The 15407-nt window shown below is 71.0% G+C and carries 14 protein-coding genes; 12 read left to right on the top strand and 2 right to left on the bottom strand.

Going from position 1 to position 15407, the window contains the following annotated elements; genetic code table 11:
* Positions 1-184: 184 nt before the first annotated feature.
* The gene (locus tag FV218_RS13635) at positions 185-1378 is read right to left on the bottom strand and encodes a site-specific DNA-methyltransferase (RefSeq protein WP_281407832.1); all 1194 of its coding nucleotides are present in this window, start codon (positions 1376-1378) and stop codon (positions 185-187) included.
* A 598-nt stretch (positions 1379-1976) separates the two neighbouring features.
* Between FV218_RS13635 and FV218_RS13630 the strand changes: the two genes are divergently transcribed.
* The 9 genes from FV218_RS13630 to FV218_RS13590 all read left to right on the top strand — a co-directional run bounded on the left by FV218_RS13630 (position 1977) and on the right by FV218_RS13590 (position 9915).
* On the top strand, positions 1977-2324 hold the full coding sequence (locus FV218_RS13630; RefSeq protein WP_056092425.1) for a septal ring lytic transglycosylase RlpA family protein: 348 nt from the start codon (positions 1977-1979) through the stop codon (positions 2322-2324).
* Positions 2325-2433: 109 nt separating this feature from the next.
* Positions 2434-2748 carry a polyhydroxyalkanoic acid system family protein gene (locus FV218_RS13625; protein WP_056092422.1) on the top strand — a complete coding sequence of 105 codons (315 nt, stop codon included), beginning with the start codon at positions 2434-2436 and terminating at the stop codon, positions 2746-2748.
* Positions 2749-2860: 112 nt separating this feature from the next.
* Positions 2861-3070: a hypothetical protein gene (locus FV218_RS13620; protein WP_056173895.1), complete on the top strand. Its 210-nt coding sequence runs from the start codon at positions 2861-2863 to the stop codon at positions 3068-3070.
* Between the two features lie 64 nt (positions 3071-3134).
* Complete coding sequence (locus FV218_RS13615; RefSeq protein ID WP_147710130.1) at positions 3135-4961, top strand: ATP-binding cassette domain-containing protein; 1827 nt, start codon at positions 3135-3137, stop codon at positions 4959-4961.
* Between the two features lie 89 nt (positions 4962-5050).
* Entirely contained in the window at positions 5051-7030 is a 1980-nt protein-coding gene (locus FV218_RS13610; RefSeq protein WP_246685118.1) for a hypothetical protein, read from the top strand.
* 10 nt (positions 7031-7040) lie between these two features.
* On the top strand, positions 7041-7319 hold the full coding sequence (locus tag FV218_RS13605; RefSeq protein WP_147710129.1) for a hypothetical protein: 279 nt from the start codon (positions 7041-7043) through the stop codon (positions 7317-7319).
* 480 nt (positions 7320-7799) lie between these two features.
* On the top strand, positions 7800-8033 hold the full coding sequence (locus tag FV218_RS13600; protein ID WP_056092411.1) for a hypothetical protein: 234 nt from the start codon (positions 7800-7802) through the stop codon (positions 8031-8033).
* 140 nt (positions 8034-8173) lie between these two features.
* Positions 8174-8992, top strand: a complete 819-nt coding sequence (locus FV218_RS13595; RefSeq protein WP_147710141.1) for a cytochrome b/b6 domain-containing protein — start codon at positions 8174-8176, stop codon at positions 8990-8992.
* Positions 8989-9915 (top strand): molybdopterin-binding protein, encoded by a 927-nt coding sequence (locus tag FV218_RS13590; protein WP_147710128.1) that lies wholly within the window; start codon positions 8989-8991, stop codon positions 9913-9915. Before FV218_RS13595 ends, FV218_RS13590 begins: the two co-directional genes overlap by 4 nt.
* Positions 9916-10086: 171 nt before the next feature.
* On the opposite strand, the gene FV218_RS13585 is transcribed toward FV218_RS13590, so the two are convergent.
* A complete protein-coding gene (locus FV218_RS13585) occupies positions 10087-12375 on the bottom strand; it encodes a lytic transglycosylase domain-containing protein (RefSeq protein WP_147710127.1) in 2289 nt (762 codons plus the stop codon).
* Positions 12376-12572: 197 nt separating this feature from the next.
* Here FV218_RS13585 and dapA point away from each other — a divergent pair, with 197 nt between their 5' ends.
* From dapA to FV218_RS13570, 3 genes are all read left to right on the top strand, one after another.
* Positions 12573-13472, top strand: coding sequence for a 4-hydroxy-tetrahydrodipicolinate synthase (gene dapA / locus FV218_RS13580; protein WP_147710140.1), 900 nt, complete (start codon positions 12573-12575; stop codon positions 13470-13472).
* Positions 13473-13554: 82 nt separating this feature from the next.
* Entirely contained in the window at positions 13555-14028 is a 474-nt protein-coding gene (smpB, locus tag FV218_RS13575) for an SsrA-binding protein SmpB (protein ID WP_056092401.1), read from the top strand.
* A gap of 72 nt (positions 14029-14100) precedes the next feature.
* Positions 14101-14667 (top strand): peroxiredoxin, encoded by a 567-nt coding sequence (locus FV218_RS13570; protein WP_147710126.1) that lies wholly within the window; start codon positions 14101-14103, stop codon positions 14665-14667.
* The last annotated feature ends 740 nt before the right edge of the window (positions 14668-15407 follow it).

Genomic DNA, 15407 nt, shown 5'->3' with positions numbered 1-15407 from the left:
CGAAATGTGTGAAGACGACAGCTTCCGTAGGGAAGGGTGGTCGCGGAGCAGGCGGGCCGGGACGAAGTCCCGCAAGAGGGAGCGACCTCTCCGGAACCGGCGCTCCCCTCATCCGACCCGCTGCGCGGGCCACCTTCTCCCGCAGGGGGGAGAAGGGACCCGCACCGGGCGATGGAGGAAAAATTCAGGCGGCCGAACCCATGGCCGCCCGCATCCGCGCCCGGAACACGTCGATGACCACGGGCTTGCCGTCGCGGGTGGCGTGCCAGAAATCCCAGCCGTTGCAGGCGGGCAGGCCCTGGACGAGGGCGCCGATCTTGTGGATCGAGCCCGAGGCCGGGCCGGCCATGATCGTGCCGTCGGGGCGGACCACGGCGCTGTGCCGGCCGCGCGCGTCCGTGAGGGTCTCGCCGGCGCGGATGTGGCCGGCCTCGAGCACGCTGAGGAAGGCGACGCGGGGTTCGGCGCGCTTCGTCGGCGCCACCATGAGGGCCGCCTGGGAGAGCGGCTCGACGGCGTCGATGCGGGCGCGGGCCGCCTCGGCGTAGACGGTCTCGCGCTCGATGCCGATGAAGCGGCGGCCGAGGCGCTTGGCCACGGCGCCGGTGGTGCCGGTGCCGAAGAACGGGTCGAGGATCACGTCGCCGGGATTCGTCGCCGACAGGATGGTGCGGGCGAGGAGGGCTTCGGGCTTCTGGGTCGGGTGGACCTTGAGGCCGTCGGCGCCCTTGAGGCGCTCGTCGCCGGTGCAGAGGGGGATGAACCAGTCCGAGCGCATCTGGACGTCGTCGTTGCCGCCCTTCAGCGCCTCGTAGTGGAAGGTGTAGCCCTTCGACTCGGCCGAGCGCGAGGCCCAGATCAGGGTCTCGTGGGCGTTGGTGAAGCGCTTGCCCCGGAAGTTCGGCATCGGGTTGGCTTTCCGCCAGACGATGTCGTTGAGGATCCAGAACCCGAGGTCCTGCAACGCCCCGCCCACGCGAAAAATGTTGTGGTAGGAGCCGATGACCCAGAGCGTCGCGTTCGGCTTCATCACCCGGCGGGCGGCCGTGAGCCAGGCGCGGGTGAAGGCGTCGTAGGCGGCAAAGCTCGAGAACTGGTCCCAGGCGTCGTCGACGGCGTCGACGCGGCTCTGGTCGGGCCGCAGGAGCGAGCCCTCGCCGAGCTGGAGGTTGTAGGGCGGATCGGCGAACACGCAGTCGACGCTGCCCGCCGGCAGGGCGTTCATGGCACTGATGCAGTCTCCGACGAGGATTTCGTCGAGGGGGAGACGCTGGACGGAGGGTACGAGACCCATCCGCGGCGCCGACACGAGCCGCCCGGTACGCGAGACATTTTTCCGGGCGGCGGTGCCGGCAACCACGGTACGCGGGGAAGCCATGGCAAACACCGGTTACGCGACTGACAAGACGGACCATGGGGCCGTTAACGTAAAGGGCGGGTTGCCGGGTTGAGGCGAATGCGTCTCGATTTGGGGCTGCAGTTTTTGCCGGGTTCGTTGCCATTGCCACCCGCAGGCTAGAGTTGTCCGCCCTGCCGCACGGCGATACGCTTTCTCCAGGTTTTCGCGAGACTTTCTTGGTGAAGTCGGAGCAATTCTCAAGTCGAGGCGACGGGGAAGGACGGGGACCTGACCGGGTCCGACGCGTGAGATCGCCCCTGCAACACGGCGGCCGCAAAAAAATCTTTCGTTCGAGCCGCCCCAAACGCGGCACATGGCTGGGTCTCGCTCCGTGCAGGGCGGTTTTATTCCGCGCTGACGGGGCGCGGCGCCGGACATGCGGCCCGCCAGTATTCGCCTGACAGCACTGGCGTTTCCGACTTCCCCACAGCGATCCACACTACATCGCGGCACAGCCTGAACTAAGCCCGCGGCTCTAGCCTCATATGCGGCGGATAGTGCCTCATTGTCCGCGGTCTCATTTTGGCCCCGTTCGAACTCATTTTGCCGGCCATCCGAAACAACCGAGCAAGATCGAATGAACATCAAGCCCGTTCGCGTAGCCGCCGCCCTCGTTGGAACCGCCGTGACCCTCGCCAGCCTGCCCGCCGCCGCCCAGAGCGGTGGCGCCTCGTGGTACGGAAGCGGCCGTCAGACGGCCAACGGCGAGCGCTTCAATCCGAACGGGATGACGGCGGCCCATCGCAGCCTGCCCTTCGGCACCCGGGTGCTGGTGCAGAACAAGCGCAACGGCCGCTCCGTGGTGGTGCGCATCAACGACCGGGGCCCGTTCGTGCGCGGCCGGATCATCGATCTCGCCAAGGGCCCGGCCCGCGCCATCGGCCTGGGCGGCGTGACCCACGTGGCCCTCAGCGTCGTGCATTGACCGGCGCAGGCCGAACCGTTCCGAAAATGGGTCGATCGGCGGCCGCCGGCGTTGTCTCGCCGGTGGCCGTCCCCATGTCGGGGGTCCGAGCCGAACGTGCAGGACCCCCATGGCCAAGCCCCTGATCGTCGAAATCCCCCATGAGCTCGGCCTGGCTGAAGCCCGCCGGCGCATCGCCGACGGCATGGGCCAGGTCCAGGGGCTCCTCGACAAGACCGGGGTCGCCGTCGACAAGCTGGCCTGGACCGACGACCGCCTCGACTTCGCCATGGCGGCCATGGGCCAGAAGGTGGACGGGCAGGTGGATGTCGGCCCCCAGACCGTGCGGGTCGAGGTGCGGCTGCCCCTGCTGCTGGCCCTGTTCGCCGAGCGCATCCAGAAGAAGCTCGGCCAAGAGGGCAACCTGTTGCTCACCAAAAAGTAGGGCAACCTCTTTTTGACGAGGAAGCTGGGCAACCTCCTCCTTACGAAGAAGTAAGGCGGAACCGGCGCGCCGGGCGCCCGTTCCTCACGCCCGACCTTTTCGCGAGGCCCCCATGTCGAATCCCGGTGCCCCCGTTCCCGAGACGCCCTACGAGGCGCCGCAGACGCCGCCGCCCGGCCCCGATCTGCCCGCGCCCGAGTTCCCCGGCCACACGCCGACGGAGGCGCCCGACGTGACGCCGGACGAGATCCCGGTGAACGATCCGGGCGTCGGCCCCGATGTCGGCCCGGCGCCCACGGGGCCCGCCAACCCGGTGATGTAGGCTTTCCGCAAACGGCGCCCCGAACCATTTGTTCGCGGGCGCCGGCACTGCCATAAGCCCGGCCATGGCCGCTCCCCCGCTTCTCACCCTCCAAGACGTCGCCCTCACCTTCGGCGGCACGCCCCTCATCGAGCGGGCCGAACTCGCGATCTCGCCCGGCGAGCGCACCTGCCTCGTCGGCCGCAACGGCTCGGGCAAGTCGACGCTCATGAAGATCGCCGCCGGCTTGGTCGAGCCCGACAAGGGCGTGCGCTTCGTCCAGCCCGGCACCACCATCCGCTACCTCGCCCAGGAACCCGACTTCTCCGGGTTCAAGACCACCCTCGACTTCGTCGAGGCCGGCCTCACCCACGGCGACGAGGCCTACCGCGCCCGCTACCTGCTGGAGAGCCTCGGCATGACCGGCGAGGAGGACCCGGCCCGCCTGTCCGGCGGCGAGGGCCGGCGCGTGGCCCTGGCCCAGGCCCTCGCCCCCGAGCCCGACGTGCTGCTCCTCGACGAGCCCACCAACCACCTCGACCTGCCGGCCATCGAGTGGCTGGAGGCCGAGCTGAAGAGCGTGCGCGGCGCCCTTATCCTCATCTCCCACGACCGGCGCTTCCTCTCGGCCCTGTCGAAGACCACGGTCTGGCTCGATCGCGGCACCACGCGGCGGATCGAGCAGGGCTTCTCCACCTTCGAGGCGTGGCGCGACGCGTTCTTCGAGGAGGAGGAGCGCGACCGGCACAAGCTCGAGCGCAAGATCGCCGACGAGGAGCATTGGCTGCGCTACGGCGTCACGGCCCGGCGCAAGCGCAACGTCCGGCGCCTCGGCAACCTCCACCAGCTCCGCAAGGACCGGCGCGAGGACCGCCGCCCCGTCGGCACCGCCACCATGAGTTCGACGGAGGCCGATCCGTCCGGCGCCCTCGTGGTCGAGGCCAAGGGCGCCGCCAAGGCCTACGGGGAGCGCACCATCGTCACCGACCTGTCGATCCGGGTCATGCGCGGCGACCGCCTCGGCATCGTCGGCCCCAACGGCGCCGGCAAGACCACGCTCATCAACCTGCTCACCGGCCAGCAGCCGCCGGATTCCGGCACCATCGCGCTCGGCACCAACCTCAAGATGATGCTTTTGGACCAGACCCGCGCGGTGCTGGAACCGTCGATGACGGTCACCGAAGTGCTCACCGGCGGCAGCGGCGATTCGGTGACGGTGGGCGGGGTCAGCCGCCACGTCATCGGCTACATGAAGGACTTTTTGTTCGCCCCCGAGCAAGCCCGGACCCCGGTCAGCGTGCTGTCCGGCGGCGAGCGCAACCGCCTGCTCATCGCCCGGGCGCTCGCCCAGCCCGCCAACCTGCTGGTCCTCGACGAGCCGACCAACGACCTCGATCTGGAGACCCTCGACCTCCTGCAGGAGATGCTCACCGACTATTCCGGCACCCTGATCCTCGTGAGCCACGACCGCGACTTCCTCGACCGGGTGGTCGGCAGCGTCCTCGTCAGCGAGGGCGAGGGCGCCTGGATCGAGTATGCGGGCGGCTACACCGACATGATCGCCCAGCGCGGCGAGGGCGTGCAGGCCCGCACCGTCGCCTCGACCACGCGGGCGGGCCGGGCCGAGCAGCGCGAGCGCGGCAAGGCGCAGGAGGCCGCGAAGGCCGACGCCGCCCCGCCCAAGGGCAAGCTCAACTTCAAGGACCAGCACGAGCTCAAAACCCTGCCCGAGCGGATCAAGAAGCTCGAATCCGACATCGGCAAGCTGCGGGCGGTCCTGGCCGACCCGCAGCTTTACGCCCGCGATCCGGCCCGCTTCTCCAAGGCGTCCGGGCTGCTCAGCGAGGCCGAGACCCAGCTCGGTGCGGCGGAGGACCGCTGGCTCGAACTGGAGATGCTGCGCGACGCGTGACGGCCTTCATGATGCCGTGAAGGCGATGTGGTGTGGTTCGCTTCGCGAATAGCCGCATCGCGAAAAGCCGCCTGCCATCGGGATCGAACGTGTCCGCCTTTCCCTCCGCCCTGATCCGTCGCACGGGCTGGCTCGTCGGCCTGCCCGGCCTCGCCGCGATCCTCGGCGTCGCCGTGCCCCTGGTGACGCCGCCCCTGGAAGCGCGCCTCGACGCGGAGGCCGGCGCGGTCGTGCGCGGGACGGCACGGGCGGGGGCCGAGCCGTGGCTGCGCGTGACCGCGCGGGGGCGCGACCTCGTGATCCTCGGCGAGGCCCCGGACGCGGCGGCGCGCGACGACGCCCTGGCGCGCCTCGCCGCCCTGCCGGGCCTGCGCCGGATCGATGGAACCTTGGGCCTCGTCGAGACCGCCGCCCCGTTCGTCTGGACGGCGACCCGCACGGGGCCGGACCGCATCGCCCTCACGGGCAACCGCCCGGCCGAGATCGGACCGCACGCCCTCGCCGACCGGCTGGCCCCGGCGCTCCCGGCCGGCACCCGCCTCGACGACACCGCCCACGCCGCCTACGGCGCGCCGGCCGAGTTCGGGCCGGCCGCCATGGAGGCGGTCTCCGCCCTGAAGGCCCTGCAGCCGGGCGCCCGGGCCGAACTCGCCGACACCCGCCTGTCGATCCACGGGGAGGCGATCTCGACGGAGGACGAGGCGCGCCTGCGCGCGGCCCTCGCGACCCCGCCGGCGGGCTTCAGCCTCGGCACCATTGAGATCCTGCCGGCCAAGGTCCCGGATTTCAGCTTCGGCCTCGCGCGGGCCACCGGCGGCGCCCTGACCCTCACCGGCCACGTCGTCTCGGAGACCGCCCGCGCGGCGCTCCGCGCCCGCGCCGCGGAGATCGCCGAGGGCGCCGGCATCCTCGACGAGACCCACACGGCGCGCGGCCTCGACGCCCGCATCGATCCGGCCGGCCTCACCGCCTTCGCCCTGCGCCTCGTCGCCCTGCTGCAGGAGGGCGGCGTCACCTTCGCGCACGGCGCGATGGCGGTGACGGGGATCGCCCTCGACCCACAGGCCGTCGACGAGATCGCCGCCCTCCTGCGCGACGGGCGCCCGGCCGGCGTCGAAGCCGGCCCGGCGACCCTCGAGACCCGGCCGCTCAAACCCTACCGGGTCCAGCTCCGGCGCGAGGCCGACAGCGTGACCCTCGGCGGCCACGTGCCGGATGCGGCCACCCGCGACCGCATCCTCGCGGCCCTGCGCCCGAGATTTTTCCGCGAGCGGATCATCGACCGGAGTCGCGTGGCGGAGGGCGCGCCCGACGGCCTGACCGGCGCCCTGGAGGCGGGCATCGCCACCCTGGCGGTGCTGGCGCGGGGCGAGGTCCGGGTGGCCGACCGCGCCCTGACGCTCACGGGCGACAGCCTCTATCCCGAGAGCGCCCGGCGCATTGAGGCCGATCTGCCCCGTGCCCTGCCCGCCGGCTGGCGGGGCGAGGCCGCCATCGCGGTGCCGGGCGTCGCCACCGGCCCGGCCCCGGAGGCCTGCGCCGCGCGGTTCACCGAACTCGAGCCGCCCCAGGCCCTGCGGTTCGTCCCCGGCAGCGCCACCCCGACGGCGGCGTTCTATCCCTTCCTCGACACCGTGGCGGCCTGGGCCAAGGCCTGTCCGACGGGACGCATCGCGGTCACGGGCCACGCCGACCCGGCCGGCGCGGCGGCCCCGAAACCGGTCCTCGACAGCGCCGTGGAGAGCACGGCGTCCGTCGATGCGAAGGGCACGGACGCGAAGGCACCGGCGAAGCCGGGCAAGACCAAACCCGAAGCGGCCAAATCCGAGGCGGCCAAACCCGAGGCGACCAAGCCCGCCAAGGCTGCGGACGGCAAAGCGGCCCCCGACAAGACGCCCGCCAAGGCGGACGCGCCGGCCGAGCCCGAACCGGACCTGCCGCGGCAGCGCGCCCTGGCGCTGGTCGACTACCTGCTCCAGGCCGGCCTGCCGCCGGACCGGGTCACGGCCGATCCGGCCACGCAAGCCCGCCCCCCCGCCGAGGGCATCGGCCTGGCCCTGCGGCCATGAGGAGTCCGTCGTGATCGCCCTGCTGACGCTGATCGGGCCGGCCCTGGTGCTCGGCTTCCTGCTCGGGGCGGTAGTGGGCCGGCTGGCCGGATGGCCCCGCACGCGGGCGAGCGTGGCGGGGACCTTCGTCCTGATGCTCGCGGCGGCCCTCGCCGGCGGCCTGAGTGTCGCCGGCCTCGTCCCCGGCCGGCCGGGCCTGTGGGTCGAGGTCGCGGCCCTGATCCTCGCCGCCTACCTCGCCGGCGCCGGCCTCGGGGCGGTCTCCGTCGGGCGACAGGCGTCCGCCTGAACCGTCGCCGCGTGGTCGAAGTCAACACTGGGGCCCCGTCCGCTCACGACCAGACCTCGTCGTACAAACCACCCGGCGCCATCCGCGGAAAGGCCGTCGTTCGTCGATCCGTGATGGCGGCGGCAGCGCCCATCTGTGGGCCTTCTCCCGCAAGCGGGAGACGGGCCGCCTCCGGTGCAGGCGTGAGCCCCGATGCGGGTGGCCTCGACGGCGTCAGGTCGAAGTCGCCCGCTTGTCCAAGGTCGCGATCCGGTTCGGCGGCTTCCCGCCCGAGGGCTGAAACTTCTCGCGGACCGGTTCCGTAACGATAGCCGAGAACAGGATCGCGCCCAGGCCGAAAGCCTTGATGTGAGCGCGGAATTTCTATTGCAAAATCATCATAGTATAGGAAAGTCATTCTTTATTTTCGAGGAACAACGATAGAATAATACCGTTGTCCTGTGGGTTGGATAAGATGTTCACCTCCACAGGAGATCCCACATGAAGAAGTTCACCCTTGCGCTGACCGCCTTGACCGCCCTCGGCGGCATCGCCCTCGCCGCCGGTTCGGCCACGGCCGCCCCGATGTCCGTCAACGGTCTTCAGTCCGAGAGCGGCGTCACCCAGGTCCGCATGGACCGCGGTGAGCGGATGATGATGAAGAAGCGCATGATGCGGAAGAATATGATGAAGCGCCGCATGATGAAGAAGCGGATGATGAACCGCGGCATGTGATCTCGAACGTCTGACACTTTCGGAGGTCCCGCCCCAGGGGCCTCCACCCCGACGGCCACGACTTCGAGGAAGACCGTTTGGCTCGAACCGACCTCACCCGTTCCGCCCCCGAGATCGGCGAGATCGAGCGCCGCCGATGGATGTTCAGGCACCCCGCCGTCATCCGCATCACGCACTGGGTCAATGCGGTCTGCCTCCTGGTCCTGCTCATGAGCGGCCTGCAGATCTTCAACGCCCACCCGGCCCTGTACTGGGGCAACGTCTCGACCTTCGATACGCCGCTGATGGCGATGTCGTCGACGGAGGACGATCCGCCCAAAGGTGTGACCACGGTCTTCGGACGCGGCTTCGAAACGACGGGCTGGCTCGGCTCGTCGACGGGGTCCAACGGAGAACCGGCCGACCGCGGCTTCCCGGCCTGGGCGACCCTGCCGAGCGACCAGGACCTCACGGGCGGCCGCTCCTGGCACTTCTTCTTTGCCTGGGCCTTCGTCCTGAATGGGCTCGCCTACCTGCTCTACGGGCTGGTCAGCGGTCAGCTTCGGTTCCGCGTGATCCCGTCGCGCGATCAGCTCCGGCATTTCGGCGCCTCGGTGCGGGAGCACCTGACGCTGCGCTTCCCGCAAGGGGACGAGGCCAAGCGCTACAACGTCATTCAGAAGCTCACCTACCTCGTCGTGCTGTTCGTGCTCCTGCCGGTGCAGGTCCTGGCCGGCCTCGCGATGTCCCCGGCGATGAACGCGGCCTTCCCGTTCCTGCTGACCCTGTTCGACGGGCGTCAATCGGCCCGCACGGTGCACTTCGTCGTGGCGGCCCTGCTGGTCCTGTTCGTCGTCGTGCACGTCGCCCTGGTCCTGCTGTCGGGCTTCTGGAACAACATGCGCGGCATGCTCACCGGCTGGTTCGTCATCGAGCGCAAGGTCGAGCCGGCCGGCGCCACGGAGGAGCCGCGGGCATGAGTCGTCTTCCCAGCCGACGCGCCCTCCTGACGGGGGCTTCCGCCACGGCCGCGGCCGCCATGCTCGGCGGATGCGACCGCCTCGGCAACGCGGCGTGGTTCCAGCGCACCCTCAAGACCGGCGAGGATGCCAATCTGTTCGTCCAGCGCCTGCTCCTGACCGAGCGGTCCCTGGCACCGGAATACACGGCGGCCGACCTTTCGCCGTGGTTCAAGCCGAACGGCACCGAGGACCCGCCGGACAAGGACTACAAGGCCCTGGCGAAGGGCAAGTTCGCCAAGTACCGCCTGGAGGTCGGCGGTCTCGTCGAGGCGCCCTTCGGGCTGTCCCTGGCGGACCTGCGCAAGCTTCCCGCCCGCACCCAGATCACCCGTCACGATTGCGTCGAGGGCTGGAGCGCCATCGGCCAGTGGACCGGGGTGCCGCTCGCCGACCTCCTGACCCGGGCCAAGCTGAAGCCGGAGGCGCGCTACGTGGTGTTCCACTGCGCCGACACCATGGACCAGGGCAATCCGCTCGAAGGTGGGGGCGACGGCGCGGAGACGGACGCGGCGGCGCCCGCGGGCAACGCCAACCCGGCCATGACCAAGCAGTCGGGCGGCGGCGAGAGCCGGACGGATTCCGGCGGCCAGCAGGCGTCGGAAGAGAGTGCGGTCAGCGGCGGAGCGCCGGTCCGGTACTACGAGAGCATCGACCTCGTGGACGCGTTCCACCCGCAGACGATCCTCGCCTACGACCTGAACGGCAAGGCGCTTCCCATCGCGAACGGCGCGCCCCTGCGCCTGCGGGTCGAACGCAACCTCGGCTACAAGCAGGCCAAGTACGTGATGCGCATCGAGGTGGTCGAGGGCTTCGCCCATCTCGGCGAGGGCAAGGGCGGCTACTGGGAGGACCAGGGCTACGCCTGGTATGCCGGCATCTGAGCCGTCCGCGTGCTCCCGGCTTCGAGCGGTGACCTCGATCAACGTCTCACGAGCAGCGGCGGACGGTCGAAACTTCGCCGACGAGTAGCGGACGGGCAGAACCCCACCCGGCCCGGCCGCTTCGAGCGGATCTCACGCGTCGGCTTTCTTCCACCGGCCGCGACGCTCCCCTCAGCGCGCCCCGCGCTGCAGATCGCCGTCGATGAGCAGCGCGCTCTTGGTGTCGAGGCGGGTGCGGTAGATCTGCAGGTTCTCCATCACCCGCTGGACGTAGTTGCGGGTCTCGGTGAACGGGATGCGCTCGACCCAGTCGATGGGATCGACGCCGGCTTTCCGCGGGTCGCCGTAGGCGTCGATCCACTTCTTCACGTTGCCGCCGCCGGCGTTGTAGGAGGCGAAGGCGAGGATGTAGGAGCCGCGCCAGTCGTCCATGAGTTCGCCGAGATGGGCCTGGCCGAGGCGGGCGTTGTAGGCGGGATCGCTGGTGAGGCGGTCCTGGTCGAAGGCGGCGCTGACCCGGCGGGCCGTGCGCTGGGCGGTGGCCGGCATCATCTGCATCAGGCCGCGCGCCCCGACGCTCGATTGGGCGAGGGGGTCGAACTGGCTCTCCTGCCGGGCGATGGCGAAGACCATGGCCTTCTCCACCAGGGGCACGGCGGCGGACGCCTCGTAGGCGGGAATCCCGATGGTCGGGTAGGCGTGGGCGTCCAGCGGCAGGCCGCGCTGCACGGCGATCTTGCCGATGGCCACCAGGGCCCGGGCGTTGCGGACCTCGGCGGCGATGTTGCCCAGGGCGTCGAGCTCGGCCGGGTCGGTGAGCTTCGTCGCCGCATCGATGTAGAGCGGCAGGGCCAGGTCCTTGAGGGAGGCCGCCTCGAGCATGCGCAGGGCCCGGACGGAGAACCGGTCGGCGAAGGCGTCTCGCGACGGGGCGTCGAGTTCGGGAATCGAGCGGAGCGCCAGGCTGGTGCGGCCGAGCTTCGCCCGGGCGAGCTGGCCGTAATAGGCGATGGGCTGGAGGGCGGCGCGCTCGTAGGCGGCCTTGGACGCGTCGGTCCGCCCCTCGGCCTCGGCGGCGCGGCCCTGCCAGTAGGCGGCGCGGGCCTGGGAGATCGGCGTCTCGGCGATGGCGGCGGCGGCGTCGAAATGGCGGGCGGCCGTCCCGGCGTCGTCGAGGAAGCGCAGGGCGATCCAGCCGGCGTGGAACTCGGCCTCGATGCGCTTCTCCACCGTGCGGGCGCTGTGGCGGCCGGCGACGACGTAGGCGGTGCGGGCGTCGCCCAGATCCACGAGCTTGCGGGCGACGATGCGGCGCTCGACCCACCACTCGTCGCCGTCGACGAGGACCTCCGGGTTCGTCGGCGCGACGGAGAGCAGGGCGGCGGCCTCGGCGTACTTGTCCGTGCGGCGCAGGTGCTGCGCCCGCGACAGGATGTAGGAGGAATCGCCCCGGAGCGACGGCGGCACGGCGTTGAGGGCGGCGGGGGCCGTGGAACTCTTGTCCTCCACGGCGCGGCGGGCGCGGACCAGGGTGGCGTAGCCACCGCCCGCGAAGGCGGCGGCCCGGCCGGCGGTCTCGTAATCCTCCTTGAGGAGGGCGCGCTCCATGCGAAAGCGGTGGTCGATGCGGGTGAGCACGCCCGGGAAGGCGTCCATCACCTTGCCCTCCAGGCTGCGCCCGAAGGTCTCCGAGCGCCACAGGTCGCGCACCAGGGCGGCGGCGTCCGCGTCGAGCCCGTCGGCGCGGAAGGCCAGGGCCAGGGCGAATTTTCCCGGCGCGCTCGCGGGCTTCGACGTGGCGAAGTAGGCCCGGACGATGGCCGGCCCCTTGCGCTCGATGAGCAGGGCCTCTTCCGCCCGGCGGCGCAGGAGCGGGCCGGCCGGCCAGTCGGGGTTGGCCCGGGTGAACGCGATGGTGCGCTCGAAGCCGATGCCGGCGCCGGCCCGGATGGCGACCCATTCGAGGAGGGCGCGGGCGGCGGGGTCCCTGAAGCCGTCGCGCAGGCGGTCACCCTCCGCGACCTTGCCCTTGCGGTAGGCGTCGATGGCCTGGCGCAGGGCCGGCACGTCGATGTCGGGGGCGATGCGCGCGGCCCGCGCCGGGTCGGGCAGTTCCGGCACGGGGGCCACGGGCGACACGGCGGCGTCGGGCAGGGGGAAGGCGATGCCGGCTTCCGGATCGGCCGAGGCGTAGGCCTTGGCGGAGACGGGCAGGGACGAGGCGGGGGCCGCCGCCGCGGGGGTCTCGGCGCTCTTGGCCTCGAGCTTCAGGGCGTCGGCCGCCACGGGATCGGGGGTCCGGGTGTCGGAGAGGGCCCGCGACGGGGCGGCGGCGTCGCTCACGGGCAGCGGTTCCGAGCCCGCCGCGAACACGCCGGACGCGACGAGCGTCCCGGTCAGGGCCGTGCCCGCCAGAACGAGGGCCAGGGCGGCGCGATGCGAACACGTCCGGAACACCATGGTCTCACGAATCCCTGAGAGTGCGGGCGTCGTTCAAACTCATCCAGAGGGCGTTAAGAAGGCATTAACCCCGTCAAAGCAGCGTTTGCGCCCGTGCGGCCGAGGCCTTATGTCTCGCCGCCTGATGCGGGGCCGGTCCGGGCCCCGGCGCATGACGAGCCCCCGGGGCCGGGAACGCCAGGATGACCGACACCAGGATGACCGACACGACGACCCGGCGCCTGAAGGGCGCGATGACCGCCCTGGTGACCCCGTTCCGCGACGGCGCCTTCGACGAGGCCGCGTTCCGCGCCTTCGTGAACTGGCAGATCGAGCAGGGCATCCACGGCCTCGTGCCCGTCGGCACCACGGGCGAGACCCCGACGGTGACCCCGGCCGAGCACGACCGCGTCGTCGAGATGTGCATCGAAGTGGCCGCCGGGCGCGTGCCGGTGATCGCCGGCGCCGGCTCGAACTCCACCGCCGAGGCGGTGGAGCGCGCGCGCCACGCCGAGAAGGCCGGTGCCGACGCCGTGCTGGTGGTGACGCCGTACTACAACAAGCCGTCCCAGGCCGGGCTCTACGCCCACTTCAAGGCCGTCAACGACGCCGTCGGCATCCCGATCATCGTCTACAACATTCCCGCCCGCTCCATCGTCGACATGAGCGTCGAGACCATGGCGCGCCTGTACGAGCTGAAGAACATCGCCGGGGTGAAGGACGCGACGGCCAAGCTCGACCGGGTCAGCCTCCAGCGCCAGGCCATGGGGCCGGACTTCATCCAGCTCTCCGGCGAGGACGCGACGGCCCTCGGCTTCAACGCCCAGGGCGGCTGCGGCTGCATCTCCGTGGTGTCGAACGTCGCCCCGCGCCTGTGCGCCGACCTGCAGGAGGCGACGCTGTCCGGCGACTACGCCAAGGCGCTGGCCCTGCAGGACGTCCTGATGCCGCTCCACACCGCCATGTTCATCGAGCCGAACCCGGCGCCGGCCAAGTACGCGCTCGCCCGCCTCGGTCACATGCGCGAGGACCTGCGCCTGCCGCTCCTGCCCGTGGGCGACGCGAGCAAGGCGGCGATCGACGCGGCGCTCCGCCACGCCGGCCTCCTCGACGGCTGAATACCGTCTGGCGCAATCGGCCCGGACGGACCATATCCCTCGGCCCGGCCGCGCCCTGCGGCCGGCGTGAAACGACGATGTGATGGCACCCAAACCCGATCCCGACCGCCGCGTCGTCGCCGACAACCGCGCCGCCCGCTACCATTACGAGATCACCGACACCATCGAGGCCGGGCTCGCGCTCACGGGCACCGAGGTCAAATCCCTGCGCAAGGGCAAGGCCACCATCGGCGAGGCCTACGCCGGGCCGTCGGGCTCCGACCTGATGCTGTTCAACGCCTACATCCCGGAATACGTCGAGGCGAACCGCTTCAACCACGAGACCAAGCGCCCGCGCCGGCTCCTGCTGCACCGCAAGCAGATCAACAAGCTCATCGGCGCCACCCAGCGCGACGGCTTCACCGTGGTGCCCCTGAAGATCTACTTCAACGAGCGCGGCCGGGCGAAGATCGAACTCGGCCTCGGCCGCGGCAAGAAGCTCCACGACAAGCGCGAGGCGACGAAGCAGCGCGACTGGGAGCGCGACCGCGCCCGCATCATGCGCGACCGCGGCTGATTTTTTCGAGATTGGCGGCCGGGATGGAGCGGGGATAGGCTGGCGCCCCGTGAGTCTCCCGGATCGCCGCGCATGACCCCCGATTTCGCGTCCCTGCCCGCCGACCTGCCCGTGCCGAAGGATGACGGCGCCGCCCGCCACCTTTTCGGAGCGCGGGTGCCCGACGTGTCGCTGGAGGCGACCGACGGCACGCGGGTGTCCCTCGGCCGTCTGACGGGCCGGGCGGTGGTCTATGCCTATCCGCGCACGGGCGAGCCCGGCCAGCCGACCCTCGTGCCCGACTGGGATGCGATCCCGGGCGCGCGCGGCTGCACGCCCCAGGCCTGCGACTTTCGCGATCACTACGCCGATCTGATCCGGCGGGGCGTCGCCCATGTCCACGGGCTCTCGACGCAGACCAGCGCCTATCAGCGCGAAGTCGCGACCCGCCTGCACCTGCCGTTCAGCCTCCTGGCCGATCCGCACGGCGCGCTCACGCGGGCCATGACCCTGCCGACCTTCACGGCCGGGGGCCTGACGCTCCTGCGCCGCCTCACCCTCGTCCTCGACGACGGCCGGGTGACGAAGGCGTTCTACCCGGTGTTCCCGCCCGACCGAAGCGCGGAGCAAGTCATTGCCTGGCTCGACGCGGAGAGCTGAGGGGGATCGGCGCACCGGAACCGCAGCGGCCATCCTCGCCACAAGGGCAGGGCGATCGCAGGTGGGTTTGCTCGGCGCTCGAACAGCGAAGCACGGCGCTTCCAACGGTCGCGACAGGCTCCCTCTCTTTCCAGGCAGGGCGATCGCAGATGAGTTTTCTCGTCGCTTGGACGAGGGGTCAGAGCGCCTGCCATGATCGCAACAGGCTCCCTCTCCTGGAAGGCTACGGCATTCACACATCTCGCGGGCAGCGCAGGTCCCCTCTCCTGGAAGGAGAGGGACAGGGTGAGGTGTGCGAACTGTCCGAAAAGGTCCCACACCTCACCCCAACCCTCTCCTTCCAGGAGAGGGAGCCCCGGTGCGCCTCCCGCCCGCATCCGGATGCCTGACGCTGCATGGAATCGGCCCATTCGCAGTTGTGTGAATCCGGTAGCCTGGAAGGAGAGGGCGGGGGTGAGGTGTGCGAACTCTCCGGAGAGTCCACGACCCTCACCCCAACCCTCTCCCAAACAGGAGAGGGGGTCCGTCGCGGCTGCTCAATCCGAAGTAATCGACTGGAGTTGGTATGACGCCGCCAGAACCGGAGCGCAGGTCATGCCCCGGCTCGACACGGGGGCCCGGACGCCTGCAGCGAAGCTGAACCGAGCCGGGCCGCAGCGCGGCCCGTTCGTCCCTACCCCTCGGGGTTTTCCTCGCCTTGGCGGATGCCGTAGCGGGTCTCGAGGGCGGGGCTCGGGCGG

The organism is Methylobacterium sp. WL69 (assembly GCF_008039485.1).
Classification (GTDB): domain Bacteria; phylum Pseudomonadota; class Alphaproteobacteria; order Rhizobiales; family Beijerinckiaceae; genus Methylobacterium.
This window is presented reverse-complemented; position numbering and strand designations above follow the sequence as displayed.

Coding starts and splice junctions, on each gene's coding strand:
- FV218_RS13635 (WP_281407832.1), bottom strand. CDS start 1,378: ATGGCTTCCCCGCGTACCGTGGTTGCCGGCACCGCCGCCCGGAAAAAT.
- FV218_RS13630 (WP_056092425.1), top strand. CDS start 1,977: ATGAACATCAAGCCCGTTCGCGTAGCCGCCGCCCTCGTTGGAACCGCC.
- FV218_RS13625 (WP_056092422.1), top strand. CDS start 2,434: ATGGCCAAGCCCCTGATCGTCGAAATCCCCCATGAGCTCGGCCTGGCT.
- FV218_RS13620 (WP_056173895.1), top strand. CDS start 2,861: ATGTCGAATCCCGGTGCCCCCGTTCCCGAGACGCCCTACGAGGCGCCG.
- FV218_RS13615 (WP_147710130.1), top strand. CDS start 3,135: ATGGCCGCTCCCCCGCTTCTCACCCTCCAAGACGTCGCCCTCACCTTC.
- FV218_RS13600 (WP_056092411.1), top strand. CDS start 7,800: ATGAAGAAGTTCACCCTTGCGCTGACCGCCTTGACCGCCCTCGGCGGC.
- FV218_RS13595 (WP_147710141.1), top strand. CDS start 8,174: ATGTTCAGGCACCCCGCCGTCATCCGCATCACGCACTGGGTCAATGCG.
- FV218_RS13590 (WP_147710128.1), top strand. CDS start 8,989: ATGAGTCGTCTTCCCAGCCGACGCGCCCTCCTGACGGGGGCTTCCGCC.
- FV218_RS13585 (WP_147710127.1), bottom strand. CDS start 12,375: ATGGTGTTCCGGACGTGTTCGCATCGCGCCGCCCTGGCCCTCGTTCTG.
- dapA (WP_147710140.1), top strand. CDS start 12,573: ATGACCGACACGACGACCCGGCGCCTGAAGGGCGCGATGACCGCCCTG.
- smpB (WP_056092401.1), top strand. CDS start 13,555: ATGGCACCCAAACCCGATCCCGACCGCCGCGTCGTCGCCGACAACCGC.
- FV218_RS13570 (WP_147710126.1), top strand. CDS start 14,101: ATGACCCCCGATTTCGCGTCCCTGCCCGCCGACCTGCCCGTGCCGAAG.